A 24974-nucleotide genomic window follows, 5' to 3' on the forward strand; every position below is an offset into this window, starting at 1 on the left:
GGCGGGTGAGACTCAAGGCTAGTCCGCAGTCCACTGGCCGCACGTGGTCCGGACGGGCTAAGAAACGCAGAACGCCTTCGCACTCCCGGAGGAGGCGAAGGCGTTCTGCGTACTTTCGAGGGGTCTAGACCGGGATGACCGTCGGGACGATCATCGGGCGGCGGCGGTAGGTGTCGGCCACCCAGCGGCCGACCACGCGGCGGACCGCCTGGGCGATGCGGTGGGTGTCGGTGATGCCCTCGGCCTCGGTGCGCGCCAGCTCCATCTCCACCAGCGGCACGACGGCGGCGAGCGCCTTCGGGTCGTCGGAGAAGCCGCGGCCGGACACCGTCGGGGCGCTGACCGGGCGGCCGGTGGCGGATTCGATCGCGACACTGATCGAGATGAACCCGCCTTCGCCCAGCACCAGCCGGTCGGACAGGGTCGACTCGCCGACGTCGCCGACCGAGAGGCCGTCGACGTAGACGTGCCCGACCTCGACCCGGCCGGTGCGGGAGGCCTTGCCGTCGACCAGGTCGACGACCACGCCGTCTTCGGCGATCACCACGTTGTCCGCCGCGACGCCGGTGCGGATGGCCAGCTCGGCGTTGGCCTTCAGGTGCTTCCACTCGCCGTGGACCGGCATCACGTTGCTCGGCCGGACCGCGTTGTACAGGTACAGCAGCTCGCCCGCCGACGCGTGGCCGGAGACGTGCACCTTGGCGTTGCCCTGGTGCACGACGTTCGCGCCGAGCCGGGTCAGGCCGTTGACCACGCCGAACACCGCGGTCTCGTTGCCCGGGATCATCGAGCTGGCCAGCACGACGGTGTCGCCGGCGCGGATCGAGATCTGCCGGTGCTCGCCGCGCGCCATCCGCGACAGCGCCGAGAGCGGCTCGCCCTGGGACCCGGTGGAGACGAACAGGACCTTGCTCTCCGGCAGGCCACTCGCCTGGTCGAGGTCGACCAGCAGGCCGTCCGGCACGTTGAGCAGGCCCAGGTCGGCGGCGATGCCCATGTTGCGGACCATCGACCGGCCGACGAACGCGATCCGGCGGCCGTGCCGCTGCGCGGCGTCGAGCACCTGCTGGACGCGGTGCACGTGGCTGGCGAAGCAGGCCACGATGACCCGCTGGCCGACGCGGCGGACGACGTCGTCGAGGACCGGGCCGATGTCGCGCTCGGGCATCACGAACCCGGGGACCTCGGCGTTGGTCGAGTCGACGCAGAACAGGTCGACGCCCTCGTCGCCGAGCCGGGAGAAGCCGGCCAGGTCGGTGAGGCGCCCGTCGAGCGGGAGCTGGTCGAGCTTGATGTCACCGGTGTGCAGGACGACGCCCGCCGGGGTGCGGATGGCGACGGCCAGCGCGTCCGGGATCGAGTGGTTCACCGCGAAGAACTCGAGGTTGAACACGCCGACGTCGCGGCGCTCCCCCTCGCGGACCTCGATCAGCTTCGGCCGCTGCCGGTGCTCCTTGGCCTTGGCCGCGAGCAGGGCGTTGGTGAACCTCGAGCCGTAGATCGGCAGGTCCGGCCGCAGGCGCAGGAGGAACGGGACGGCACCGATGTGGTCCTCGTGCCCGTGGGTGAGCACCAGTCCTTCGATGTCGTCGAGGCGGTCCTCGATCGCGCGGAAGTCGGGCAGGATCAGGTCGACGCCGGGCTGGTCGTCCTCGGGGAAGAGCACCCCGCAGTCGACGATGAGCAGCCGGCCGGCGAACTCGAAGACGGTCATGTTGCGCCCGACCTCGCCGATACCGCCCAGCGCGACTACGCGCAGGGCCCCGGCGGGCAGTTCGGGCGGGGCGTTGGTGGGGCCTGGACCTGGGGGAAGTGAGCTCACCGAGGCAGGGTCCCAACGCTGGTGTGCGAGGTCGGCGCCACGTAGGCGGCCCTCGAGTCTGCTTGTGCCACCCGCTCACCATGCCAGTCCTGGGCCGCCGTGTCGCCCAGCGGCACGCCGCCCTGGGCCAGATCGGCGGCGATCATGGCGTTTTGCTCGGTGGTGGCGGCCACGATCGGGAGCCGCGGCTCGCCGATGTCGAAGCCGCGCAGCCGCAGCGCGGCCTTGCTGAACGCGACCCCGCCGACCCGCGACATCGCGCGCAGCACCGGCAGCATGCCGCGGTGGTTGGTGCGCGCGGTGGACGTGTCGCCGTTCTCGTAGGCGTCGATCATCGCGCGGATCCGGCCCGCGACGACGTGACCGATCACACTCACCACGCCGGTGCCGCCGACGGAGATCCAGGGCAGGTTCAGCCCGTCGTCGCCCGAGTAGTACGCGAGGTGGGTGTTGGCGATGACCTCGGAGCCGGCGATCAGGTCGCCCTTGGCGTCCTTGACCGCGACGATCCGCGCGTGCTCGGCCAGCCGCAGCAGCGTGTCGACCTCGATCGGGACGACCGAGCGCGGCGGGATGTCGTAGAGCATCACCGGCAGGCCGGTGCTGTCGGCGATGGTGGTGAAGTGCGCGTACAGCCCGGCTTGGCTGGGGCGCGAGTAGTACGGGGTGACGACCAGCAGCCCGTGCGCGCCCGCCGCTTCGGCCAGCTTGGCCTGCTCGATGCTGTGCGCGGTGTTGTTGGTGCCCGCGCCGGCCACGACGGTCGCGCGGTCGCCGACGGCCTCGACCACGGCGCGGACGAGCTCCTGCTTCTCCGCGTCGGTCGTGGTCGGGCTCTCGCCGGTCGTGCCGTTGACGACGAGGCCGTCGTTGCCCAGCTCCACGAGGTGCTCGGCCAGCTCCTGCGCCCGCTTCAGGTCCAGCGCGCCGTCGGCGTCGAAGGGGGTGGCCATCGCGGTGAGCACGCGCCCGAACGGCCGTCCGGGCGCGGCGGTTGGTGGGTTGGACATGCTGAGACGGTACCTCCTCCCTCCGACGAAAACCGCGCCGACCTGGTCGGGTGCGGGAAAGTGCGGAGGATTTCCGGGGTCCGGCCGCTCGTCGCGGAACTTCTACTTGACCTTGGTCACGATCGGCGCGGTGATCGGGCCGCCGTCGGCCTTGGTGAGGATGCAGTAGAAGTCGCGGCTGGGCTCCTCACCCTTCACCGGCGTGCCCGTCCACTCGGCCCCGGTGGGCACGAGCGCGCGGTAGGTGAGGCCAGTGCGCTTGGCCTCCGGCACGATCGAGGAGCGGAACGCCGTCGCGCAGGCGGCTTCGGCGCTCGCCTTCACCGCGTCCAGGCCGGGGTAGGCGGCCACCGCGACGTCTTCGGTGTTCCAGTTCTCGACCGACAGCAGGCCGCCGATCTCGTAGACCTCCAGCGAGTGGCTCTTGTCGCACTCGGACTTGTTGTCGTCCTCGCTGATGATCGCGCCGTCCTGCACCGGGGCGTTGAAGCACCGGTAGTAGCTGCCGATGGCCGCGCGGATCTGGCCGCCGATGCCGTAGGTCATCGTCGGCTGCTTCTGCGCGTCGGCCGCGGGCTTCTCGAAGGCCTTGCCCGCGAAGAAGCCGCCGATCAGGGCGGCCACCACGAGCACCGCGGCGAGCGCGATCCACAGCCCGCGCAGGTTCTTCTTCGGCGGTTGCGGCGCCATCCGTCGGCGGGCCGCCCTGCAGCATCGCCGTGCCGCCCGGCGGGGTCGGCCGCGCGCCCTGGGCCGTGGCCAGCAGGTTCTGGGCCTGGGCCGTGGTCAGCCGGGCCTCCGGCTTGGCGACCAGCAGCCCGAGGATCACCGCGGCGATCGGGCCGTGGCCGCGGGTCAGGTACGGGATCTCGGTCATGATCGCGTGCAGCGTCGCCGCCGTGGTCGCCCGCTCGAACGGCATCGTGCCCTCGACGGCGTAGAACAGCGTCGCGCCGAGCGACCACAGGTCGGACTCGGGCATGGCCTCGCGGCCTTCGACGCGCTCCGGCGCCATGAACGCGGGCGAGCCGACGATCATCCCGCTGGTGGTCAGGCGCGGGTCGTCGATGGCGTGGGCGATGCCGAAGTCCGTCAGCTTCACCCGGCCGTCCGGCGCGACCAGGATGTTCGCCGGCTTGACGTCGCGGTGCACGATCCCGGCCTTGTGCGCGGCCTGCAGCGCGGTGAGCACGCGCTCCCCCAGCTGCGCGGCCTGCGCCGCGTGCATCGGGCCGCGCTGGCGCACGAGGTCGGCCAGCGACGGCGCCTCGACGAGCTCCATCACGATGAACGTGGTGCCGCCGTCGGTGACGACGTCGTAGACCGTGACGATCGACGGGTCGTTGAGCCGCCCGCCGGTGCGCACCTCGCGCAGCGCGCGCTCGGAGAAGACGGCGGCGGACTCGGCGTCGGGCAGCCGCAGCTCCTTGACCGCGACCTGGCGGCCGATCACCTGGTCCTGGGCCCGCCACACGACGCCCATGCCGCCCCGCCCGAGCTCGCCGAGCAGGACGTAACGGCCCGCGACAACCCGCTGACCAGGCGTGGCGGGCGCCCGCGGCGGGTACGGACGGGTCTGTTCGTCGGTCACGGTGCTCCTTCAGGCGGCGGTCGCGCAGATGCTAGTCGGACCGCCGCGGAGCGCCTCGGGTTCCGCGCAATTCGTGACTCAGCGAGCCGGGGCGTACCTTTCGCCGTGGTACGGGATCCAGCGGTAGCCCGGGGCGAAGTCGCTGAAGTCGGACCGCCGCCCGGTCGCGAACCAGATGTCCTCGCTGACCACGAGACCGGGCACGAGCGTCAGGTCCTGGGCCATGAGCTGGTCGTAGCTGCGGAGCTCGTCGGTCTTCGGACCGGCGAGGGCGTAGCGGTAGACCGGCGGCGCGGTCCGGAGCTGCCAGTAGAGCCGCCGCCCGGCCGCGGTGACGGCCGTCGCGTCCTCGTCGGACTCGACGCCGCGCTCGCCCATCCCCTCGGGCGCCACTCCGCACCACCAGCCGCCGTTGGCGGTGAAGATGCGCGAAGGCCAGCCCTCGAAGTGGCGCGCGAGATCCCGGGCGTGGGTCTCACGCCCCCCGCATTCGGCGTTGAGGGCGAAGATCCAGGCCATGGTCGCGGCCTCCCTGCTCGTGGGGTGTCAGCCGGTGAAGGTCAAGTAGATCAACACCAGGTTCAACGCGATGATGACCGCCGCGATCAGCGACGCCGCCACCGTTGTCAGGCGGTGGTTGGCGTCCGCGCCCATCAGCTCGCGGTCGGCCGTCAGGCGGATCAGCGGTACCAGTGCGAACGGGATCCCGAACGACAGCACCACCTGCGAGACGACCAGCGCCGCGCTCGGGTCGGCACCGAGCGCGAGCACCACGATAGCCGGGGTGAGCGTGACCAGGCGGCGCAGGATCAGCGGAACCCGCTTGTGGAGCAGGCCCTGCATGATCATCGCGCCCGCGTACGCCCCGACGGACGTCGACGCGAGGCCGGAGGCGAGCAGGCCGATCGCGAACATCAGCGCGATGCCGGGGCCGAGGGCCTGCGCGACGGCGCCGTGCGCGCCCTCGATGCTGTCGACCCCCTCCTGGCCCTGCAGGTTCGTGGCCGCGAGCAGCAGCATGCCGAGGTTGACCGCGCCGGCCAGCAGCATCGCCAGTCCGACGTCGGCGCGGGTGGCGCGCAGCAGCCGGCGGCGGCTGCCGGCGTCCGCCCGGCCGTGGCGGTCGCGGACCAGGCCGGAGTGCAGGTAGACGGCGTGCGGCATGACCGTCGCGCCGAGCATCGCCGCGGCGATCAGCACGCTGCCGGAGCCCTCGAAGCGCGGGACCAGCCCGCCGAGCGTGCCCGACGCCGACGGCGGTTCGACGAACAGGCTGGCCAGGAAGCCGATCGCGATGACCAGCAGCAGACCGGTGACGACGCGCTCGAACGTCCGCTGGCCGCCGCGGTCCTGCACGGCCAGCAACGTCAGCGACACCGCGCCGGTGATCAGGCCGCCGATGACGAGCGGCAGGTCGAACAGCAGGTAGAGGGCGATGGCGCCGCCGACGACCTCGGCCAGGTCGGTGGCGATGGCGACCACCTCGGCCTGCAGCCAGTACCCGATCCGGGCCGGCCGGGACAGCCGGGTGCGCAGGGCCTCCGGCAGCGACAGCCCGCTGATCAGGCCGAGCTTCGCGGACAGGTACTGGACGAGCACGGCCATCAGGTTCGCCACGACGATCACCCAGACCAGCAGGTAGCCGTAGCGGGCGCCGGCGCTGATGTTGGCCGCGACGTTCCCGGGGTCGACGTAGGCGATCGCCGCGACGAACGCCGGGCCGAGCAGGGCCGAACCCGTGCGCAGGCGCGACACCAGTTTCGGCCGGGCGGCCTCGGTCACAGCCATGGCGCCTGCCTCTCGAACCGGATGTCGGGAACCCAAAACCGAAGTTTAGGCATGCCGAACTTTGCCTGACAAGGGTGATCGCTCCCACCCTCGCCCAGCCGGGTACCCCGAAAAGCCGTGAAGGCCTCCTTCCCGGCCATAAGAGCCGGTAAGGAGGCCTTCACGGACAACGAGTCAGGGGTGGGCGACCTCGTGGCCGGACTCGCGCAGCGCCTTGACGGCGTGGTCGAGCTCGGTCGCGCGGACCAGGATGTGGTCGGTGTCGAACGTGGACATCGAGAACAGCGCGACACCGGCCGCGGCCAGCTCCGAGGCCAGCGCGGCGATGATGCCGGTGAGGGTGAACTCGAGCGGGCCGCGGACCGACAGCAGCCGCCAGCCGTCCTCCGCGGCCGAGCTGCCGGCCGGTTCACGCCCGGCCGGGCAGATCACCGACAGTTCTTCGGGCGTCCGGGTCACCGAGACGAACGCGGGTTCGCCGGGAGCGAGCAGCTCCGCCGGCACCGGGGCGTCCGCGGGCAGCCGGACGACGGCGTACTCGCCGGGCCGGACGTCGATCGCGAGGCGTTTCATCAGCCTTCGAGGACCTTCGGGCTCGTGGCGATCTCGGTGCCGTCGGGCAGCGTCGAGATGGTGAAGTCCGCGAAGATGTTCGCCGCGGCCTTCTGCAGCTGCCGCAGGCATTCCACGGCCAGCTCGCGGATCTCGACGTCGGCGTGCTCGGTGGCGCGCATCGCGACGAAGTGACGCCACGCGCGGTAGTTCCCGGTGACGACGATGCGGGTCTCGGTCGCGTTCGGCAGCACGGCGCGCGCGGCCTGGCGGGCCTGCTTGCGGCGCAGGGTCGCGCTCGGCACGTCGGCGAACTTCTCCTCGAGCCCGGCGAGCAGCTCGGTGTAGGCGTCGACGCTCGCCTGGGCCGCGGCGAGGAACTTCTCGTGCAGCGCCGGGTCGTTCGCGATCACCTCGGGCTCGACGAAGGCCGCGTTGCGCTCGGGCACGTACCGCTGCGAGAGCTGCGAGTACGAGAAGTGGCGGTGGCGGATCAGCTCGTGGGTCAGCGATCGCGAGATGCCGCTGATGTAGAAGCTGACGGAACCGTGCTCCAGCACCGAAAGGTGGCCGACGTCGATGATGTGCTCGATGTAGCCGGCGTTGGTCGCGGTGACCGGGTTCGGCTTCTTCCACGACTGGTAGCAGGCGCGCCCGGCGAACTCGGCGAGCGCCTGGCCGCCGTCCGCGTCGGTCGACCACGGCACGTCCTCAGGCGGGAAGAACTCCGTCTTCGCGATCAGCTGCACCCTGGGTGACACGGTTTCGGCCACGTCCGCACTCCTTCTCCCGGCCCGACTCCACGACTCCAGCGCAGCCTAACCGCGTGAGGGCGGCCACTCCCGGGCGACACATGACACCAGCCCTGACACCGCGATCGCCTTGACCGATGTCATAAGTGACGTCATAGTGGTGTCATGGACCTGACGCCGTACATCGCCAACCTCCGCGAGGACCTCGCGAACACGGCCTCCGCCGGGGATGAGCACACCCGGCGTGCGGCCGCCCTGCTGTCGGCCGCGCTCGAACCGGCGGTCCGCCTGACGCTGATGAACGCGCTCGCGGACCTCGCCGCCGAAGTCACCGCCAGCCTACCCGGCCAAGTCGTCGACGTCCGGCTCGACGGCCGGGACGTCCGCGTGGTCGTCACCGGCGCCGCGGAGGAACCGGCACCACGGGCGACACCACGTGACACCACGCCACCACCACCGATCGACACCGGTGACATCACGCGCATCACGCTGCGGCTGGTCGACCAGATCAAGGGCCAGGCCGAGCGGGCCGCGCAGGCGCAGGGCGTCTCGCTGAACACCTTCGTCTCCCAGGCGGTCCAGGGCGCGCTGGGCCACGGCGGGCTGGGCGGCAGCGGCCTGGGCGGGCTGGGCGGCGGGCGCAAGCACCACTCCAAGAGCGACCAGAGCGGCTCCCGCCTGCACGGCTGGGTCGAGGGCTGAGGGGAAACGACCATGAGCGAAGAGCAGACGACACCGAACGAGGAAACACCCGCGTCGGAGGTTCCGGCTGAAGAGACCCACGCCGAAGAGGCCCGCACCGAGGAGACCACGGCCGACGGCCTGACGCGCGTCCAGGAGTTCGAGGCCGGCGGGCCGCTCGAGCTGGACGTCGCCGTGACGATCGGGCGCGTGGAACTGGTGCTGGACCGCGAGTCCGGCGCCCGCGTCGAGCTGCGGCACGACCAGGGCGAGCAGCAGCCGTGGGTGGAGGGCGTCAACAACCTGCTGTCCTGGGTCGGCGAGCGCTTCGGCGACCAGCTGGGCGTCGACCCGACGGCCTCCCCCGCCGAAGCGGTGAAGCAGAGCCGGATCGAGAAGCTGGGCAACCGCCTGGTCGTCCAGGCGCCGAAGGCGTGGCAGCTGCGCAACGTCGCGCTGTCGGTGACCGTGCACGCGCCGGCGGGTTCGCACGTCGAGGTGCGGGCGGGCGCGGCGGACGTCACCGTCGCCGGCTCGGCCGGGCGCGTCGACGTGCTGACCGGCTCCGGCGAGGTGAAGCTCGACCGGGCCGACGGCGCGGCGACCGTGCGCACCGGCAGCGGCGCCATCAAGCTCGGCCCGACGCTCGGCGGCCTGCAGCTGCGCAGCGGCAGCGGCAACGTCGAGGCGACGTCCCTGGCCGGCTCGGCGACCCTGGCGACCGGCACGGGCGACGTCTGGCTGGGCGCGGTGACCGGCGAGGTGATGGCCCGCACCGGCAGCGGCGACCTCTCGGTGGCCGACGCCGGCGCCGGCACGCTCGACCTGATCACCGGGTCCGGCGAGGTCCGCATCGGCATCCGCGGCGGCACGACCGCCGAGGTCGACCTGACCTCCAGCGGCGGCCGCGTCTCCAGCGAGCTGGACGTCGCCGGCGCCGCCCCCGCAGGCGGCGTGACGCTGAAGGTCCGCGCCCGCACGGGCTCCGGCAACGCCGTGGTGACGCGCGCGGCCAGCTGAATGAGGGGGTGACGGGCCGTTCCCGGTGGGGGTACCGGGAACGGCCCGTTCTTCACGTCCGGCTGCCAGGATGGCGGCATGACGACGGTGACGAGCGAGCGCGCGGTGTACCGGGCGCGGCTGCGCGGGTGCCTGCTGGGCGGCGCGATCGGCGACGCGCTGGGCAACCCGGTCGAGTTCCAGGCCCTCGCGGCGATCCGGCGGCCGGTCGACCTGGTGGCCAACGCCGAGGGCGTCGCGGAGATCACCGACGACACGCAGATGACGCTGTTCAGCCTCGAAGGCTTCCACCGCGGCTGGGTCCGCGCGCAGGCCAAGGGCATCGGCGGCGCGATGGCGCAGCTCGTGCACGACGCGTACCTGCGCTGGCTCGACACGCAGGAGCACGCCGCGCCGCCACCCGCGGAAGACCGGCGGCACCGGGCCGGGCAGCTGCGGCTGGAGCCGTGGCTCTACGCGCGACGGGCGCCGGGTTCGGCGTGCCTCTCCGGCCTTCGCGCGGCCTACACGCCGGACACCTACGCCGAGCCGGACGGCCGTCCGGGTCCGGTGAACCCGGACTCGAAGGGCTGCGGCACGGTGATGCGCTCGGCGCCGTTCGGGTTCGCCGGCGGCGCGCGGCACGCCTACGTCGTCGCGGCGAACTGCGCGCGGATCACCCACGGTCATCCGACCGGCTACCACGCGGCGGGCGCGTTCGCGGCGATGATCGCGTACCTGCTCGAAGGCGAGTCCCTGGAAGCCGCGGTGCTGCGGTCGATGCGGCTGCTCGCGCGGTACCCGGCGCACGAGGAGACGCTGGCCGCGTTGCGCCGGGCGCTGGAGCTGGCCGACGCGGGCGACGCGACGCCGGAGAAGGTGGAGTCCCTGGGCGGCGGCTGGGTGGCCGAGGAGGCGCTGGCGATCGCCGTCTACGCGGCGCTGGCGCCGGTGAGCGTGCCGGACGCGCACCCGGAATCGACGTTCCGCGCCCGGCTCCGGCTGGCCGTCACGCACTCCGGCGACAGCGACTCGACGGGGTCGATCTGCGGAAACCTGCTCGGCGCCTGGCGGGGCGACGACGTGCTGCCGTGGGACTGGGTGTCCCTTGTGGAGGGTCGCGCGACGATCGCGCGGCTGGCGGACGACTTCGCGACGGAATCGGCGCAGACGCGCGGGTACTAGGCGAGGAACCCCGCGACGTCCGACTGCACATCCGGCTCGCGATCTCCGAGGGCGAGCTGCCCGCGGGGACGGACGCGGACCAGCTGCTCCACGACCTGGCAGGCGTGATGCCGGCGCTGAACCTGTTCGCCGGCTGCACGAGGTCCCCCAGGCGGGGGCCCGGGCCCGCCACGCGGTGAAAGCCCTGTTGGGCTGACACGACGGGCACACCGAGACGCGGCCGCTCGAACTTCTACTGGGCCCATCGGTCGCCGTGGCCGCTCGGTTCACTCCAGGGTCAGCTGCACCAAGTCGATCTCCTCGCCCCGGGCCTGGGCGAAACACCGCGTCCGACCGGTCACCGTGAAGCCGCACTTCTCCAGCACCCGGACCGATCCCGCGTTGTCCGCCGCCGCGTCCGCGTGCAGCGGGCGAACCCGCTCCAGCGCCAAGAACTCCCGCAACGCCGCCGTCGCCACGCCGCGGCCCCAGAATCGCGGGCCCACCACGTACGTCACTTCGCGCGAAGACACCGGACCGAAGGCCGCCACGTGGCCGGCCACCTCGCCGTCCAGGAGGATCGTGCGCAGCAGGACCTCCGGGTCCGCGCGGACTTTCGCCCAGTGGTCGTCGAACGCGGCTCGGTCGTAGTGGTACTTCCGGGTCACCGCCGCCATCCGGTGCAGGGCCGGGTCCGTCAGCTGGGTCCGGAACTCCGGCAGGTCCGCGTCGCGCACCTCCCGCAACGTCACCGCCATCAGCGCACCAGCTTCCTCAGTGCCGGGGCCAGGTCGCCTCGCGCGCCCACCGCCACGCCCGACAGGCCCAGCCACTCCGCCATGTGTCTCAGCTCCGCCGCCAGCTCCGGGAGCAGCCGCGCGAGGTCCGCGCCCTCCTCGGCGAACGCCCCCTGGACGCGCAGGACGCCCGCCGCGCGGTCGGACTTCAGGTCCACCCGGGCCGCCAGCTCGCCGTCCAGCAGGAACGGGAACACGTAGTACCCGTACACCCGCTTCGGCTCCGGGACGTAGATCTCGATGCGGTAGCGGAACCCGAACAGCCGCTCCGTGCGGGCGCGCTCCCAGATCAGCGGGTCGAACGGGCACAGCAGCGCCCGGCCGGTGACCGCGCGGGGGGTCCGCGCCTCGAAGTGCCGGTACGCCGGGGCCTTCCAGCCCCGGACCGCCACCGGCTCCAGCACGCCGGACTCGACCAGCTCCGCCACCGCCTGGCGCGCCGGGGCCGGGCCGAGGCGGTAGTAGTCGCGCAGGTCCGTCTCCGTCGCGACGCCCAACGCGCGCGCCGAACGCTCGATCAGGCCGCGCGCCCCTTCCTCGGCCGACACCGAGATGGCCAGGATCTCCGGCGGGACCACCCGCTCCGTCAGGTCGTACAGCCGCTCGAACGACCGGCGCGTGCCCGTGGTCAGCTGGCCGACGCCGAAGAGGTACTCGCAGACGCGCTTGACCTCCGAACGCTCCCACCACGACCCCGGGCCGCGCCGCTGCGCGTCCGCCTCGACCTGCCGCTCGATGCCGCCCGCGCCGATCGGGCCCAGCTCCTTGACCACCGACAGGATCTCGTCGACCAGGCCCGGCGACTTCTCGATGAGCGGCCCGTAGTGCTTCCACCAGCCGTCCCGCTTCGCACCCGACCGGATCAGCGGCCAGTCCTCGACCGGCAGCAGGCTCGCCTCGTGCGCCCACGTCTCCACCAGCAGCCGCGGCTGCTTCGCCGAGTGCGACCACGCCGCGCTGTCCAGCAGCGCGGGGTCGTAGGAACCCAGGCGCGAGAACACCGGCATGTAGTGCGCCCGGACCGCGACGTTCACCGAATCCAGCTGCAGCAGCTGGACGCGCGAAAGCACGCGTTTCAGGTGCCGCCGTGACGGCACACCGGAGGGACGCGGGTCGGCGAAGCCCTGCGCGGCCAGGAACGTCTTCCGGGCCGTCGCGACACTGATCGTCTGCATGATGACGTCATGGTGCCAGCCACCACCGACAGTTTCCGGCGACCCGATAGATTCGGGTCCATGAGCGACGCCGCCGTCCGCCCCGCCGACCTGTCCGACGCCGCGGAGATCGCCCGCATCCAGCGTGAGACCTGGCACGCCGCCTACGAGGACCTCCTGGGCAAGCAGGCCCTGGCCGAGCTGGACGGCACCGACCTGGTCGGCACCTGGACCGAGGCCATCGACTACCCGGACAGCCAGGTCTACGTCGCCACCGAAGGCGAGTTCACCGTCGGGTTCTGCGTCGCCGGCCTGGCCCCGGACGTCGAGATCGCCGCGGCCGACGGGTCCCTGCCCGCGGACGCCGGCGTCACCGGACTGATCGCCAACCTGCTCGTCGAGCCGCGCTGGGGACGGCGCGGGCACGCCGGGCGGCTACTCGGGACCGCCGCGGCGGGGCTGCGGGCCGACGGCGCCGTGCGCGGCATCGCCTGGGTCGGCCAAGGAGACCACGCCTCCCTCGGCTTCTACCGCCGGGCCGGCTGGAACCCCGACGGCACGGTTCGCACCCTCGACACCGGCGAGCGTTTGCTGCGCGAGGTCCGGCTCACCGGCACCCTCGAGCTGTCCCTCGTCTGAGTCCCGGAAGAGCACCCACCGCATCACGGCGTACATGAAGACGCCCTCGCCGGCGCCGGCCAGCACCCGCGCGAGGTGGTATTCGACGCCGAGCGCGCTCAGTCCCGCGCCCACACCCAGCAGAAACACCGCGTAATTGACGGCGATCGCCCCGATGTAAAGCCCGAGCTGGATTCCGACGGCCGCGTGGGAATGGAAGTTGAACGTCCGGTTCAGCACGAAGCTCACCGCGAACGCGCAGCCGTACGCCAGCGTGATGCCGAGCCACACCGGCCAGCCCAGGAGCCCGTGGAAAACGGTCAGCAGACCCAGGTCGAGGCCGAAGGTGAAGCCGTTGATCAGGCAGAACCCGAGAAACGTCGGCGCCACGATCCGCGACAGACCCCAGGGGAGAAACCGCACGACGGTCCGGCACAGGGCGCCGAATCGGTCAGCGGGCGTACGAGGTTGCTCGGCGGCCACGCCGTCAGCGTTCCAGCGGGAGGTGGCCGGAAACCGTCCGGCAGGTGATCTTCTGGTGCGGACCACCGGCCGAAGAGTAGGGCCAACCCCAGTGCGCGGAGATTTCGAACTGATAACTTGGAAGACCGGGAGCAAATCAGGAGGTGACACGATGAGCTGGATCCTGCTGACGCTGGGCGTCGCGTTCGGTTCGGCCCTCGTGCCGCTGATCAACGCCGAGGTGTTCCTGATCGGGCTGTGCGCGAGCCACCCGGGCCTGCACTGGCTGTGGCTCGGCGCGGCCGTCGCGGTGGGCCAGATCGCCGGGAAGACGCTCTACTACCTGGCCGCGCGCGGCACCATCAAGCTGCCGAAACCGCTGCACGACCGGCTGCACCGCGAGCGCCCGATGACCGCGCGCAAGGTGCGCTGGGAACTGCGGACGAAGAAGATCCGCGCGCGGGTCGACGCGCTGCGCGAGCGCTGCCACCGCCACCCGCACTGGATGGCCGGGACGTACGGCGTGAGCTCCCTGGTCGGCCTGCCGCCGTTCATGGCGACGAGCGTCCTGGCGGGGCTGGTCCGCATGCGCCTGGCGACGTTCCTGACGGCCGGCCTGACCGGACGCTGGATCCGCTTCAGCCTGATCGCCGCCGCGCCCGCCGTGTTCGCGGGCTGGATGCACCACTGACGCCTGCCCGGCCGCGGGTGAAATCCGCGTGAGGCGATGCATCTTTCCTAGGGAAAGTGACGCCTCACGGGCGGCGCGGCGCAGCTTTCCTGGGGAAAGTGACGGGTCAGTGGTCGGCGGCTTCCAGCTCCAGGGCCTTCTTCATCGTCTCGCGGGCCCGGCGGCGGTCGCCCGCGATGTCGTAGGCGTACGCGAGCTTGTACCAGGCACGCCAGTTCTGCTGGTCCGCCTGGACCTCGGCGCGGCGCTGGTCGAACCAGGCGTCGGCCGCGTCGCGGTCGACCCGGCCCGAGGGGCGGCGGGGCAGGTCGGAGACGTCCGGGAGCTCGCCCTCGCTGTCCAGCCGGCGGGACAGCCGCTGGATCTGCAGGCCGTTGCGCCAAGTGACCACGACGATCCAGACGCCCAGGATCGGCAGCAGCAGCACGCCGATCCCGAGCGCGATGCCCACGCCGGTGCCCGACGCGAACAGCGCGAACGCCCGGTCCGCGAGCAGGAACAGGTAGACGACCAGCGCCGCCGTCATCAGCAGCGCGACGTTGCGCGCCTTCACAGGTCGAGCACGTTCTCCAGGCCGACCGTCAGGCCGGGGCGCGTGAGCACCGTGCGCACGCCGAGCAGCACGCCCGGCATGAACGACGTCCGGTCCAGGGAGTCGTGGCGGATGGTCAGGGTCTCCCCCTCGCCGCCGAACAGGATCTCCTCGTGCGCGACGAGCCCGGGCAGCCGGACCGAGTGCACGCGGACGTCCTCGACCGTGGCGCCGCGGGCACCGTCCAGTTCGGACGTCGTCGCGTCCGGACCCGGCGTCACCCCGGCCTCCGCGCGCGCCGCGGCGATCATCCGGGCGGTGTGCGCGGCGGTGCCCGACGGCGCGTCGGCCTTGCGGTCGTGGTGCAGCTCGATGATCTCGGCCGAGGCGTAGAACTTCGCCGCCTGCGCCGCGAAGCGCATCGCCAGCACCGCGCCCAGCGCGAAGTTCGGCGCGATCAGCACACCCAGCGACGGCTTCGGTTCGAGCAGCGCGCGCAGCGACGCGAGCCGCTCCTCGCTGAAGCCGGTGGTGCCGACGACCGCGTGGATGTCGTGCGCCACCAGGTACTTCAGGTTGTCCATCACGGCGTCGGGGTGGGTGAAGTCGACGACGACCTGGGCCTCGGCCAGCGCCGCGAAGTCGTCGCCGTCGTCCAAAGCGGCGACGACCTTCATGTCGCCGGCGCCTTCGACGGCCTTCACCACCGTCGCGCCCATCCGGCCGCGCGCGCCGAGCACGCCGACGTTGATGGTCATGAAGCGATCACCTCGTGCAAATCATCGGGCAGGTCGTCGGCGTGAGCGTACGGCCCGACGACCGCCGCCGCCGTGACCCCGCCCGGCCGTGCGAACAAAGTGCGAGCGAGCGCACACACCTCGTCGGTGGTGACGGCGTCGATGCGGGCGATCGTGTCGTCGACGCCCAGGTAGTGGGCGTAGTTGAGCTCGTTCTTGCCGATCCGCGACATCCGCGACGACGTGTCCTCCAGGCCCAGCACGATCCCGCCGCGCAGCTGGCCCTTGGCGCGGGCCACCTCGGCGTCGGTCAGGCCGTCGACGCCGACCTTGTCGAGCACCTCGCGGATCACGCCGGCGACGTCACCGAGCTTCTCCGGCTGACAGCCCGCGTACACGGACATGTGACCGGTGTCGGAGTAGCTCGCGACGGACGAGTACACCTGGTAGGCCAAGCCGCGCTGTTCGCGGATCTCCTGGAACAGCCGCGAGCTCATGCCGCCGCCGAGCGCCGCGTTGAGCACCGACAGCGCGAAGCGGCGTTCGTCGTGGCGCGACAGCGACCGCAGGCCGAGCATGACGTGCGCCTGCTCGGTGTCGTCGGTGTGCAGGGCCAGCTTCGGCACGGTCTTGATCCGCGCCCGGCCCTCGCGCGGCGCGACCGGCGTGGCGTCGCCCGCCAACCGGTCGCGAAGCGCCTTGCGCACCAAGCGGAGCACCTGGTTGTGGTCGACGTTCCCGGCCACCGCCAGCACCATCCGCGGCAGCGTGTAGCGGCGCTTGTAGAACCCGCGTAGTGCCGACGGTGTCATGCCGATGATCGACTTCTCGGTGCCGAGCACCGGGCGGCCGAGCACGTGGTCGCCGAGGATCGCGCTGACGAACGTCTCGTGCAGCAGGTCTTCGGGGTCGTCGTCGCGCATCGAGATCTCTTCGAGGACGACGCTGCGTTCCATGTCCATGTCGCGGTCGGTGCAGAGCGCCTCGAACACGACGTCGGTGACCAGGTCCACGGCCAGCGGCAGGTCCGCGTCGAGCACCTGCGCGTAGTAGCAGGTGTGCTCCTTCGAGGTGAAGGCGTTGAACTCGCCGCCGACCGCGTCGATCTCCTCGGCGATCTGCTTGGCGTCGCGGTGCGCGGTTCCCTTGAACAGCAGGTGTTCGAGGTAGTGCGCGGCTCCGGCGACGGCGACCGGTTCGTCGCGCGAGCCGATGCCGACCCACAGCCCGACCGTCGCCGAACGGGACGCCGGCACGTGCTCGGTGATCACGCGCAGGCCACCGGGCAGAACGCTGCGCTTGACGACCGCACCGTCCGGAGTGGACTCCAGCGTGCGGGTGGTGCCGACGGGCTGCTCGTGCCCGGAAACCTGCCGTGCCATGGGTTCCTTACTCACGATGCCGTGAAGGCCCCCTGCCGCCGACGGTCGTGAGTGGTAATGAGGGTTAGAACCCTCATTACCACTCACGACCCGCACCGAGCGGATCAGGAGGCCTTCACGCTGACTGGTTCTGCTCAGGCGTCGGCCTTCTCGGCGTCGGCGTCGGCGTCGGCGGCGGGAGTGGCGGCCGGGGCCTCCTCCTCCTGGACGACGATCAGGCTGATCTTGCCGCGGTTGTCGATGTCGGCGATCTCGACGCGGAGCTTGTCGCCCACGTTGACGACGTCCTCGACCTTGGCGATCCGCTTGCCGTTGCCCAGCTTGGAGATGTGCACCAAGCCGTCCTTGCCCGGCAGCAGCGAGACGAACGCGCCGAACGCGGCCGTCTTCACCACGGTGCCGAGGAAGCGCTCCCCGACCTTGGGCAGCTGCGGGTTGGCGATGGCGTTGATCAGGTCGATCGCCGCCTCCGCCGACGGGCCGTCGGCCGCGCCCACGTAGATCGTGCCGTCGTCCTCGATGGAGATGTCGGCACCGGTCTGCTCGGTGATCGAGTTGATCATCTTGCCCTTCGGGCCGATGACCTCGCCGATCTTGTCCACCGGGATCTTCACGCTGGTGACGCGCGGCGAGTACGGGCTCATCTCGTCCGGGCCGTCGATCGCCTCGGCGATGACCTCCAGGATGGTGAGACGGGCGTCCTTCGCCTGCTTCAGCGCGGCGGCGAGCACCTCGGAGGGGATGCCGTCGAGCTTCGTGTCCAGCTGCAGGGCGGTGATGATGTCCTTGGTGCCGGCGACCTTGAAGTCCATGTCGCCCATGGCGTCCTCGGCCCCGAGGATGTCGGTCAGCGCGACGTAGCGCGTCTCGCCGTCGACCTCGTCGGAGATGAGGCCCATCGCGATGCCCGCGACCGGCGCCTTCAGCGGCACACCGGCGTTGTACAGGCCCATGGTGGACGCGCAGACCGAGCCCATCGAGGTCGAGCCGTTGGAGCCCAGCGCCTCGGAGACCTGGCGGATCGCGTACGGGAACTCGTCGCGCTTCGGCAGCACCGGGACCAGGGCGCGCTCGGCGAGCATGCCGTGGCCGATCTCGCGCCGCTTCGGCGAACCGACGCGGCCGGTCTCGCCGGTGGAGAACGGCGGGAAGTTGTAGTGGTGCATGTAGCGCTTGTGCGTCTCCGGGGACAGCGAGTCGATCTGCTGCTCCAGGCGAAGCATGTTCAGCGTGGTGACGCCCAGGATCTGGGTCTCCCCGCGCTCGAACAGCGCCGAACCGTGGGCCCGCGGGATCACGGCGACCTCGGCCGAGAGCGACCGGATGTCGGTCAGGCCACGGCCGTCCATGCGGATCTTGTCCGTGAGGACGCGCTTGCGCATGACCTTCTTGGACAGCGCCTTGAACGCGGCGCCGATCTCCTTCTCGCGGCCCTCGAAGGCTTCGCCCTCGTTGATGCCGACCTTCTCCAGCACGGCGGCCTTGACCTGGTCGGTCGCGGCGTCGCGGTCCTGCTTGCCGGCGATCTGGAGCGCGTTCGCCAGGTCGTCGGTCGCGATCGCGGCGACGGCGTCGAAGGCGTCCTGCTCGTAGGCCAGGAAGACCGGGAACTCGCCGGTCGGCTTGGCGGCCACGTCGGCCAGCTTCTGCTGGGCCTCGCACAGCACCTTGATGAACGGCTTGGACGCCTCGAGTCCCTGCGCGACCGAGACCTCGTCCGGCGCCTTGCCGCCGTCGGCGATCAGGTCGAGCGTGTTCTCGGTGCCCTCGGCCTCGACCATCATGATCGCGACGTCGTCACCGACGATGCGGCCGGCGACGACCATGTTGAAGGTGGCCTTCGCGAGCTGCGACCAGGTCGGGAACGCGACCCACTGGTCCTCGATCAGGGCGACGCGCACGCCGCCGACCGGGCCCGAGAACGGCAGGCCGGCGATCTGGGTCGACGCCGACGCGGCGTTGATGGCCAGCACGTCGTACGGGTCGTCCGGGTTCAGGCTCTGGACGGTGATGACGACCTGGATCTCGTTGCGGAGACCGTCGGTGAACGACGGGCGCAGCGGCCGGTCGATCAGGCGGCAGGTCAGGATCGCGTCGGTCGAGGGACGGCCCTCGCGGCGGAAGAACGCGCCGGGGATGCGGCCGGCCGCGTACATGCGCTCCTCGACGTCCACCGTCAGGGGGAAGAAGTCGAAGTGGTCCTTCGGGTGCTTCGACGCGGTCGTCGCCGAGAGCAGCATGGTCTCTTCGTCGAGGTACGCGACGACGGCGCCGGCGGCCTGCTTGGCCAGGCGGCCCGTCTCGAAGCGGACGGTGCGGGTGCCGAAGCGGCCGTTGTCGATCACGGCTTCTGCTTCGTGCACGGTGACTCCGGTGGAGTCGGTCATAGGGTGTTTCTCCTCTTTAGTTCCTTCTATACGGCGCGAGTCTCCCACCCTGGGACCCGTTTCGCTCAAGGACGCTCGAGGAGTGATGCCGGTCTTCGATCGAAGTCCCCGGGACTCTTCCCGGGAACCACTACCGAGGACCGGCGGACGGTTCCCCGTGCGCGCTCGCGCCGTTGTTCTCTTAAACCGAAGGGGAGCGACCGGCGGCCACTCCCCTTCGGGTTCAAGCTATCGGCGCAGGCCGAGGCGCTGGATCAGCGCACGGTAACGCTCGATGTCCACCTTCATCACGTAGTTCAGCAGCCGGCGGCGACGGCCGACCAGCAGCAGGAGCCCGCGACGCGAGTGGTGGTCGTGCTTGTGAGCCTTGAGGTGCTCGGTGAGGCCGACGATCCGCTTGGTCAGCAGTGCGACCTGGGCCTCGGGAGATCCCGTGTCCGAGTCGTGCACGCCGTACTCGGCCAGGATCGACTTCTTCTCTTCGGTGGACAGCGCCACTTGTGTAACTCCTCGAGATAATCAGTGCCGTGCGGCCCCGGACGCGGAATGTACGCCGGGAAGTCGGTCACGGCCGCCACGGACTGCAGCCGGACCCGATCATTGACGTTACCATTCTGGCCACGTGTCACTCTGAGCAGGGCCTTCAGGCGCGGTTCAGCTCGAACTCGCGGGCCACCCGGTAGCGGGTTCCGCCCGGTTCGCGCTCGCTGGTCATCAGCGCCACGCGCGTGGCCTGCCAGTTCCGGCTCGTGAAGCCGGCCAGCCGCTCTGTCCAACGCCGCGCGAGCCCGGGTTCTTCCCGGGGGAACCGCGCCAGCGTCAGGTGGGCCCGGTACGGCCTCGCCTCGGCGTCGGCGTCGGCGTCGGCGTCGGCGCCCGCGGCGTGCGCGAGCGGCGTCAGCTCCGATCCGGCGACAGTCAACCACAGCACCCCGGGGAACGTCGCGGCCTTTTCCAGCCGGACGTCGACGGCGCGGCGGCCGGCCAGCCGGTCCGCGAGCCACGCTCCCCGGGTGCCGGCGTCGTCCCGGCCGTAGTAGGCGAGCGTGACGTGCCACTTCCCCGGCGGCTCCCAGGCCAGGCCGCCGGCCGGGTCGCCCAGGGCCCCGGCGACCGCGTCGACGACGTCGCCGGGCGGGAGCAGGGCGCTGAACAGGGCCGGCATCAGCCGCCGTGACCGGCCCGGCGGAGCAGGTCGGCGATCGCCGGGAAGTCGTCGTCGAGCCGCTTGGCGGCCTCGCCCAGGTCCTCGTCCTCGGCCAGGTCGCGCAGGTAGGCCAGGACGGCCTGGTCCTCGTTGACCACCGGGATGTTGTCGCGCCCGACGGTGGGCCGCGAGTCGCGGACGTCCTCCATCGCGGCCAGCATCGCGTCGCGGTTGCCGGCGGCGACCTCGGGGACCAGGATCTTGCGTTCGAGCATGATCATCCGGGCCAGCACGACCGGGTTGCCGATCTTCGCGCGCCGCCCGCTCATCACCTGGCTGAGCATGGGGGCGCTGATGCCGAGGACCTCGGCCAGGAACGCCTGCGAAACGTCGAAGGCGACGACGAGCCGGCGCACGCGGTCACCCAGGGGCTCCCCGTACCACTCGCGCTGCAGCGCGATGTTCCGCTGGACGATCTTGTGGTCCTCCACCAGTTCCGCTCCCCTAAACCGCTTCTTCGCCCGCTCAGTCTGCACGCACACTGTCCGTGAGCATCTTGCCATCACGATCACGTCCGTGAACGCGAAATCCCCCTTTTCGCCCCGGTCGAGGCGCTACCCCGCGTCCGGGAGGGCCTTTCTGGTCTCGACGACGTCCTCGTCGATCTGGGCGACCAGCCCGGCCGAGTCCGCGAACCGCACCTGGTCACGCAGCCGGGTGCCGAAGTCGATCGCGACGTGCTGGCCGTAGAAGTCCTCGTCGACGTCGAGGACGAACGCCTCGACGGTCCGCTCGCGCCCGGAGAACGTCGGGTTGGTGCCCACCGAGACCGCGGCGCGCGACCGGCGCGACGGGTCGGCCGAGCGGGTGAACCAGGCGCTGTAGACGCCGTCGGCCGGGACGGCGGCGAACCGCGGGGTCGACAGGTTCGCCGTCGGGTAGCCGAGCTCGTGGCCCCGGCCGTCGCCGCGCACGACGATGCCTTCGAGCCGGTGCGGGCGGCCGAGCGCCTCGGCGGCGGCCACGACGTCCCCGGCGTCGATGCAGGAGCGGACGTACGTGCTCGAGAACGTGATGGCCGACTGGTCCTCTTCGGACAGTTCCTTGCCCTGCAGTTCGGCGCCGTAGGCGGCGAAGCCGAAGCGGCGGCCGAGGGTGCGCAGCAGCTCGACGGTGCCGGCGGCCTTGGCCCCGAAGGTGAAGTTGTCGCCGACGATCACCGCGGCCGCGTGCAGCCGGTCGACCAGCACCTCGTGCACGAACTCCTCCGGCTGCAGCCGGGACAGCTCCAAGGTGAACGGCAGCACGCAGAAGACGTCGACGCCGAGGCCCTCGACGAGCTCCGCCTTGCGCCGCAACGTGGCCAGCTGCGCCGGGTGGCTCCCCGGGCGCAGCACCTCCGACGGGTGCGGGTCGAACGTCAGCACCACGCTCGGCACGTCGCGCTCCGCGGCCGCGGCCACGGTCCGGTTGATCAGCTCCTGGTGCCCGCGGTGCACGCCGTCGAACACGCCGATGGTGACCACGCACCGTCCCCAGCCGCCGGGAAGGTCCCCCAGCCCACGCCACCGCAGCACGTCACACTCCCGTCTTCTCGGACCACCCTAGGCGGGCAGCAACACGACCACTGCTCGGGACACGCCTTCTTCGTCGGCGGCCAGCGCCAGCACCTTGCCGTCGGGGCCGAAGAGGCCGTAGGTGCCCTCGACCCCGGCCGCCGGGATGCGCTGGCCGTGGCGGACCGCCTTGGCCGTCGCGGCGTCGAGGTCGCGCCGCGGGAAGGCGGCGGCGACGGCGGCGTCGAGGTCCAGGCTCAGCTCGGGCGCCTCTTCCAGCTGGTCCAGCGTGCGCGCCTTCGCGAGCGAGAACGGGCCGACCGTGGTGCGCCGCAGCGCCATCAGGTGGCCGCCGACGCCGAGGTCGGCGCCCAGGTCGCGGGCCAGCGCGCGGACGTAGGTGCCCGACGAGCACTCGACGACGGCGTCGACCTCGACGTGGTCGTCCTCGTGGCGGATGCCCAGGACGTCGAAGCGGTAGATCGTGACCGGGCGCGGCGGGATGACGACGTCCTCCCCCGCGCGGACCCGGGCGTAGGCGCGCTTGCCGTCGATCTTGACGGCGCTGACCGCGCTGGGCACCTGCTGGATGGCGCCGGTGAGCTTCGCGATCCCGGCGGCGATCGCCGCGTCGGTGACGCCGCCGGTCTCCGCGGTGGTGAGGATCTCGCCCTCGGCGTCGTCGGTCGTGGTGCTGCTGCCCAGCGACAGCGTCGCGAGGTAGGTCTTGCGGTCGAGCGCCAGGTGGCCGAGCAGCTTGGTGGCGCGCTCGATGCCGAGCACCAGCACGCCGGTCGCCATCGGGTCGAGCGTGCCGGCGTGCCCGACCTTGCGGGTGCCCATGAAACGGCGGGCGCGGGCGACGACGTCGTGCGACGTCATCCCGGCGGGCTTGTCGACGATCAGGAGACCGGGCGGCGGGGCGGGACGGCGGGGCGGTTTGGGGCTCGACACGCGGCAAACCCTAGCGGCCGCTGATCGTCGGCCGATCGGGTGCGTTCGGGCGGCGCGATCGGCGTCCCGGGTAGGGCAGCCGGGTGCTTGAGCGGCGGCGCGGCACAGGGCCAGGATGAGGGGCGTGGCGAAGATCGAAGTCCGGCCCGCGAGGGCCGCCGAGTTCGAAGCCGTCGCCGGGCTGCGGTGGCGGTGGGTCGCCGAGCGGGACGGCCTGCCCGGCGCCGCGCGCGCCGGGTTCGTGCGGGAGTTCGCCGCCTGGGCGCGGGACCACACGGCCAGTCACCGGTGCCTGGTCGTGGTGCGCGAGGACCAGGTGATCGGGATGGCGTTCCTGGCCATCACCGCGCGCGTGCCGACGCCGACGGCGTTCACCCGTGCGGCCGGCGACGTGCAGAGCGTGTACGTCTCGCCGGAGGCGCGCGACGGCGGTCTCGGCGGCCTGCTCATCAACGCGATCCTGCGCCTGGCCGCGGATCTCGGGCTCGAGCGCGTCACCGTGCACTCGTCGAAACGCGCCGTGCCGGCCTACGAGCGGCGCGGGTTCGCCGTGGCCCGGCACCTCATGCAGGCCGAGGTGCCGCCGGGCCGGTCAAGCGGCCACGATCGGCGTCTCCGGTAAGGCCGCGTCCCAGCGGCGGCGGGTGATCCGGACCGGGACCTCCTCGCCGCGGGCCGCGGCGAGGAACAGGTGGGTGCGCGTGCGGCGCCACCACACGAGCATCCGGGACGTCCCGATCGTCAGGAGCACCACGATCGCCAGCAGCGACCACCGGAAGTTCCCGCCGGTCCACTGCAGCAGCACGCCGACCGCGAGCGCGGCGATCGTCGTCGCCACGAAGCCGCCGACGTTGACCACGCCGGTCGCCGTGCCGACGCGGCTGAGCGGGTTGTAGTCACGGGCCAGCGCGAAGCCGATCATCGAGGCCGGACCGCCGAGCGCGAGGAAGGCGAACGCGGGCACCAGCAGCCCCACCGGCACCCGGCCGGGCCAGCTCAGCAGCACCGCCCACAGCACCGCGGCGCCGCCGATGTAGCCGCCGACCAGCGGCATCCGCAGCTCCGGGCGACGGCCGATCAGGCCGCCCAGCAGCGGGCCGCCGGCCATCGAGCCGAAGACGAACACGGTGAGCAGCGCGCTCGCGGCGGCCTTCGACTGCCCTTGGCCCTGCACCAGCCACGGCACGCCCCACAGCAGCGTCAGCGCGTTCGGCGCGAACATCGTGCTGAAGTGCACCCAGAACCCCAGGCGCGTCCCCGGTGTCCGCCACGCCTCGGCGACCTGGTGCCCGAGCTCGCGCGGGCGGACGGCTTCGCGGACCGGCACCTCGACGCCGGCCGGGACGTCGCGCACCCGCAGCGTCACGACCAGGGTGTAGAGCACGGTCAGCGCGCCGACCGCGAGGAAGGTGGGCGTCCAGCCGGCGCTGTCGAGGACGAGGGACAGCGGGACGGTGGCGGCGAGGTTGCCGATGTAGCCGACGGCCGCGGTGAACGACGTCAGCAGCGCGTACTGGCGGCCCGGGAAGTGGGCCGCGACCAGGCGCAGCACGCTGACGAAGGTGAGCGCGTCGCCGAGGCCCAGCACGCCGCGGGCGAGCAGGCCGAGGCCGTAGGAGTGCGCGACGCCGAGCAGGATCTGGCCGGCCCCGAGGATCAGCACGGCGACGGTGAGCACGCGGCGCGGGCCGTAGCGGTCGACCAGGACGCCGGTCGGGATCTGCATCGCGGCGTAGACGCCGACCTGCAGCACGGTGAACGTGCCGAGCGCGGCCGCGCCGACGCCGAAGCGCTCGGCCGCCTGCAGCCCGGCGACGCCGAAGGAGGTGCGGTGGAACACCGCGAGCAGGTAGACGGTGACGGCGGCGGACCAGATGAGCCAGGACCGGGCGGTGGCGCGGCCGGTGGCGGGCGGCACGGGGACCTCCAGTGACTAGGGGCTTTCGGTACGGGACGCCCTCACTGCCGTCCCCACTACTTGTAGCGCCTAAGCAACGGCGAAACCTAGCCGTTACCCCGGTGGCGTTCACCACACGGGTTCACCGGCTTTCCCGAATCGGATTCATGTTTTGCGCGTGGCCGGTGACCGGGACCGCGGGGCGCGCACGCGGTGATCACCGGTGACTCCAGCGGAATCGGCCTCGCGACGGCGGCCGCGCTCGCCGGGCGGGGCGCGTGCGTCTACCCGCCGGACGTCG

General features: G+C 71.9%; 24 protein-coding genes and 2 pseudogenes. 6 read left to right on the plus strand and 20 right to left on the minus strand.

Features of this window, described 5'->3' with window-relative positions; all coding sequences use genetic code 11:
• Positions 1-124 precede the first annotated feature (124 nt).
• From ACLJQZ_RS10485 to thyX, 7 genes and pseudogenes are all read right to left on the minus strand, one after another.
• A complete protein-coding gene (locus ACLJQZ_RS10485) occupies positions 125-1822 on the minus strand; it encodes a ribonuclease J (protein WP_326943047.1) in 1698 nt (565 codons plus the stop codon).
• Complete coding sequence (gene dapA / locus ACLJQZ_RS10490; protein ID WP_410619818.1) at positions 1819-2832, minus strand: 4-hydroxy-tetrahydrodipicolinate synthase; 1014 nt, start codon at positions 2830-2832, stop codon at positions 1819-1821. Before dapA ends, ACLJQZ_RS10485 begins: the two co-directional genes overlap by 4 nt.
• Before the next feature lie 102 nt (positions 2833-2934).
• A pseudogene (locus ACLJQZ_RS10495) lies at positions 2935-4423 on the minus strand (serine/threonine-protein kinase).
• A 78-nt stretch (positions 4424-4501) separates the two neighbouring features.
• Entirely contained in the window at positions 4502-4942 is a 441-nt protein-coding gene (locus tag ACLJQZ_RS10500; protein WP_410619819.1) for a hypothetical protein, read from the minus strand.
• Positions 4943-4969: 27 nt separating this feature from the next.
• A complete protein-coding gene (locus ACLJQZ_RS10505) occupies positions 4970-6211 on the minus strand; it encodes an Nramp family divalent metal transporter (protein WP_410619820.1) in 1242 nt (413 codons plus the stop codon).
• Between the two features lie 174 nt (positions 6212-6385).
• A complete protein-coding gene (locus tag ACLJQZ_RS10510) occupies positions 6386-6784 on the minus strand; it encodes an ACT domain-containing protein (RefSeq protein WP_247054657.1) in 399 nt (132 codons plus the stop codon).
• Positions 6784-7536, minus strand: a complete 753-nt coding sequence (gene thyX / locus ACLJQZ_RS10515; protein ID WP_410619821.1) for an FAD-dependent thymidylate synthase — start codon at positions 7534-7536, stop codon at positions 6784-6786. The genes ACLJQZ_RS10510 and thyX overlap by 1 nt, the downstream gene beginning before the upstream one ends.
• 144 nt (positions 7537-7680) lie before the next feature.
• On the opposite strand from thyX, the gene ACLJQZ_RS10520 reads away from it, so the two are divergent.
• From ACLJQZ_RS10520 to ACLJQZ_RS10530, 3 genes are all read left to right on the plus strand, one after another.
• Positions 7681-8217 (plus strand): toxin-antitoxin system HicB family antitoxin, encoded by a 537-nt coding sequence (locus ACLJQZ_RS10520; RefSeq protein WP_247054661.1) that lies wholly within the window; start codon positions 7681-7683, stop codon positions 8215-8217.
• A 12-nt stretch (positions 8218-8229) separates the two neighbouring features.
• Positions 8230-9216 carry a DUF4097 family beta strand repeat-containing protein gene (locus ACLJQZ_RS10525; RefSeq protein ID WP_410619822.1) on the plus strand — a complete coding sequence of 329 codons (987 nt, stop codon included), beginning with the start codon at positions 8230-8232 and terminating at the stop codon, positions 9214-9216.
• Between the two features lie 78 nt (positions 9217-9294).
• Entirely contained in the window at positions 9295-10380 is a 1086-nt protein-coding gene (locus tag ACLJQZ_RS10530; RefSeq protein ID WP_410619823.1) for an ADP-ribosylglycohydrolase family protein, read from the plus strand.
• Between the two features lie 266 nt (positions 10381-10646).
• Here the strand turns inward: ACLJQZ_RS10530 and ACLJQZ_RS10535 are convergent, their stop codons facing one another.
• The gene (locus ACLJQZ_RS10535) at positions 10647-11117 is read right to left on the minus strand and encodes a GNAT family N-acetyltransferase (protein WP_410619824.1); all 471 of its coding nucleotides are present in this window, start codon (positions 11115-11117) and stop codon (positions 10647-10649) included.
• Complete coding sequence (locus ACLJQZ_RS10540; protein WP_410619825.1) at positions 11117-12331, minus strand: winged helix-turn-helix domain-containing protein; 1215 nt, start codon at positions 12329-12331, stop codon at positions 11117-11119. Before ACLJQZ_RS10540 ends, ACLJQZ_RS10535 begins: the two co-directional genes overlap by 1 nt.
• A 60-nt stretch (positions 12332-12391) precedes the next feature.
• Here ACLJQZ_RS10540 and ACLJQZ_RS10545 point away from each other — a divergent pair, with 60 nt between their 5' ends.
• Positions 12392-12949, plus strand: coding sequence for a GNAT family N-acetyltransferase (locus tag ACLJQZ_RS10545; RefSeq protein WP_410619826.1), 558 nt, complete (start codon positions 12392-12394; stop codon positions 12947-12949).
• A gap of 66 nt (positions 12950-13015) precedes the next feature.
• On the opposite strand, the pseudogene ACLJQZ_RS10550 reads toward ACLJQZ_RS10545, so the two are convergent.
• A pseudogene (locus tag ACLJQZ_RS10550) lies at positions 13016-13561 on the minus strand (GtrA family protein); the annotation flags it as partial.
• 1 nt (position 13562) lies between these two features.
• Between ACLJQZ_RS10550 and ACLJQZ_RS10555 the strand changes: the two are divergent.
• Entirely contained in the window at positions 13563-14081 is a 519-nt protein-coding gene (locus ACLJQZ_RS10555) for a hypothetical protein (RefSeq protein WP_247054675.1), read from the plus strand.
• 106 nt (positions 14082-14187) lie between these two features.
• Here ACLJQZ_RS10555 and ACLJQZ_RS10560 read toward each other — a convergent pair whose 3' ends face one another.
• The 9 genes from ACLJQZ_RS10560 to truB form a co-directional block, all read right to left on the minus strand.
• Positions 14188-14634 (minus strand): tetratricopeptide repeat protein, encoded by a 447-nt coding sequence (locus ACLJQZ_RS10560; RefSeq protein ID WP_410619827.1) that lies wholly within the window; start codon positions 14632-14634, stop codon positions 14188-14190.
• Complete coding sequence (gene dapB, locus ACLJQZ_RS10565; RefSeq protein ID WP_410619828.1) at positions 14631-15371, minus strand: 4-hydroxy-tetrahydrodipicolinate reductase; 741 nt, start codon at positions 15369-15371, stop codon at positions 14631-14633. Before dapB ends, ACLJQZ_RS10560 begins: the two co-directional genes overlap by 4 nt.
• Positions 15368-16732 (minus strand): M16 family metallopeptidase, encoded by a 1365-nt coding sequence (locus ACLJQZ_RS10570; protein WP_410619829.1) that lies wholly within the window; start codon positions 16730-16732, stop codon positions 15368-15370. Before ACLJQZ_RS10570 ends, dapB begins: the two co-directional genes overlap by 4 nt.
• A gap of 134 nt (positions 16733-16866) precedes the next feature.
• Positions 16867-19119 carry a polyribonucleotide nucleotidyltransferase gene (locus ACLJQZ_RS10575; protein WP_410619830.1) on the minus strand — a complete coding sequence of 751 codons (2253 nt, stop codon included), beginning with the start codon at positions 19117-19119 and terminating at the stop codon, positions 16867-16869.
• A 228-nt stretch (positions 19120-19347) separates the two neighbouring features.
• Entirely contained in the window at positions 19348-19617 is a 270-nt protein-coding gene (gene rpsO / locus ACLJQZ_RS10580; RefSeq protein ID WP_003084034.1) for a 30S ribosomal protein S15, read from the minus strand.
• A 145-nt stretch (positions 19618-19762) separates the two neighbouring features.
• Positions 19763-20284, minus strand: coding sequence for a 2'-5' RNA ligase family protein (locus tag ACLJQZ_RS10585; protein ID WP_410619831.1), 522 nt, complete (start codon positions 20282-20284; stop codon positions 19763-19765).
• Complete coding sequence (locus ACLJQZ_RS10590) at positions 20284-20757, minus strand: helix-turn-helix domain-containing protein (protein ID WP_247054687.1); 474 nt, start codon at positions 20755-20757, stop codon at positions 20284-20286. Before ACLJQZ_RS10590 ends, ACLJQZ_RS10585 begins: the two co-directional genes overlap by 1 nt.
• Positions 20758-20880: 123 nt before the next feature.
• Complete coding sequence (locus ACLJQZ_RS10595) at positions 20881-21843, minus strand: bifunctional riboflavin kinase/FAD synthetase (protein ID WP_410619832.1); 963 nt, start codon at positions 21841-21843, stop codon at positions 20881-20883.
• A 27-nt stretch (positions 21844-21870) separates the two neighbouring features.
• A complete protein-coding gene (gene truB, locus ACLJQZ_RS10600) occupies positions 21871-22776 on the minus strand; it encodes a tRNA pseudouridine(55) synthase TruB (protein ID WP_410619833.1) in 906 nt (301 codons plus the stop codon).
• Positions 22777-22891: 115 nt separating this feature from the next.
• On the opposite strand from truB, the gene ACLJQZ_RS10605 reads away from it, so the two are divergent.
• The gene (locus ACLJQZ_RS10605) at positions 22892-23398 is read left to right on the plus strand and encodes a GNAT family N-acetyltransferase (protein ID WP_410619834.1); all 507 of its coding nucleotides are present in this window, start codon (positions 22892-22894) and stop codon (positions 23396-23398) included.
• Here the strand turns inward: ACLJQZ_RS10605 and ACLJQZ_RS10610 are convergent.
• Positions 23369-24694, minus strand: coding sequence for an MFS transporter (locus ACLJQZ_RS10610; protein ID WP_410619835.1), 1326 nt, complete (start codon positions 24692-24694; stop codon positions 23369-23371). The two genes, ACLJQZ_RS10605 and ACLJQZ_RS10610, sit on opposite strands and share 30 nt — an antisense overlap.
• Positions 24695-24974 lie beyond the last annotated feature (280 nt).

It is taken from the genome of Amycolatopsis sp. cmx-8-4 (assembly GCF_046548675.1).
GTDB lineage: Bacteria > Actinomycetota > Actinomycetes > Mycobacteriales > Pseudonocardiaceae > Amycolatopsis.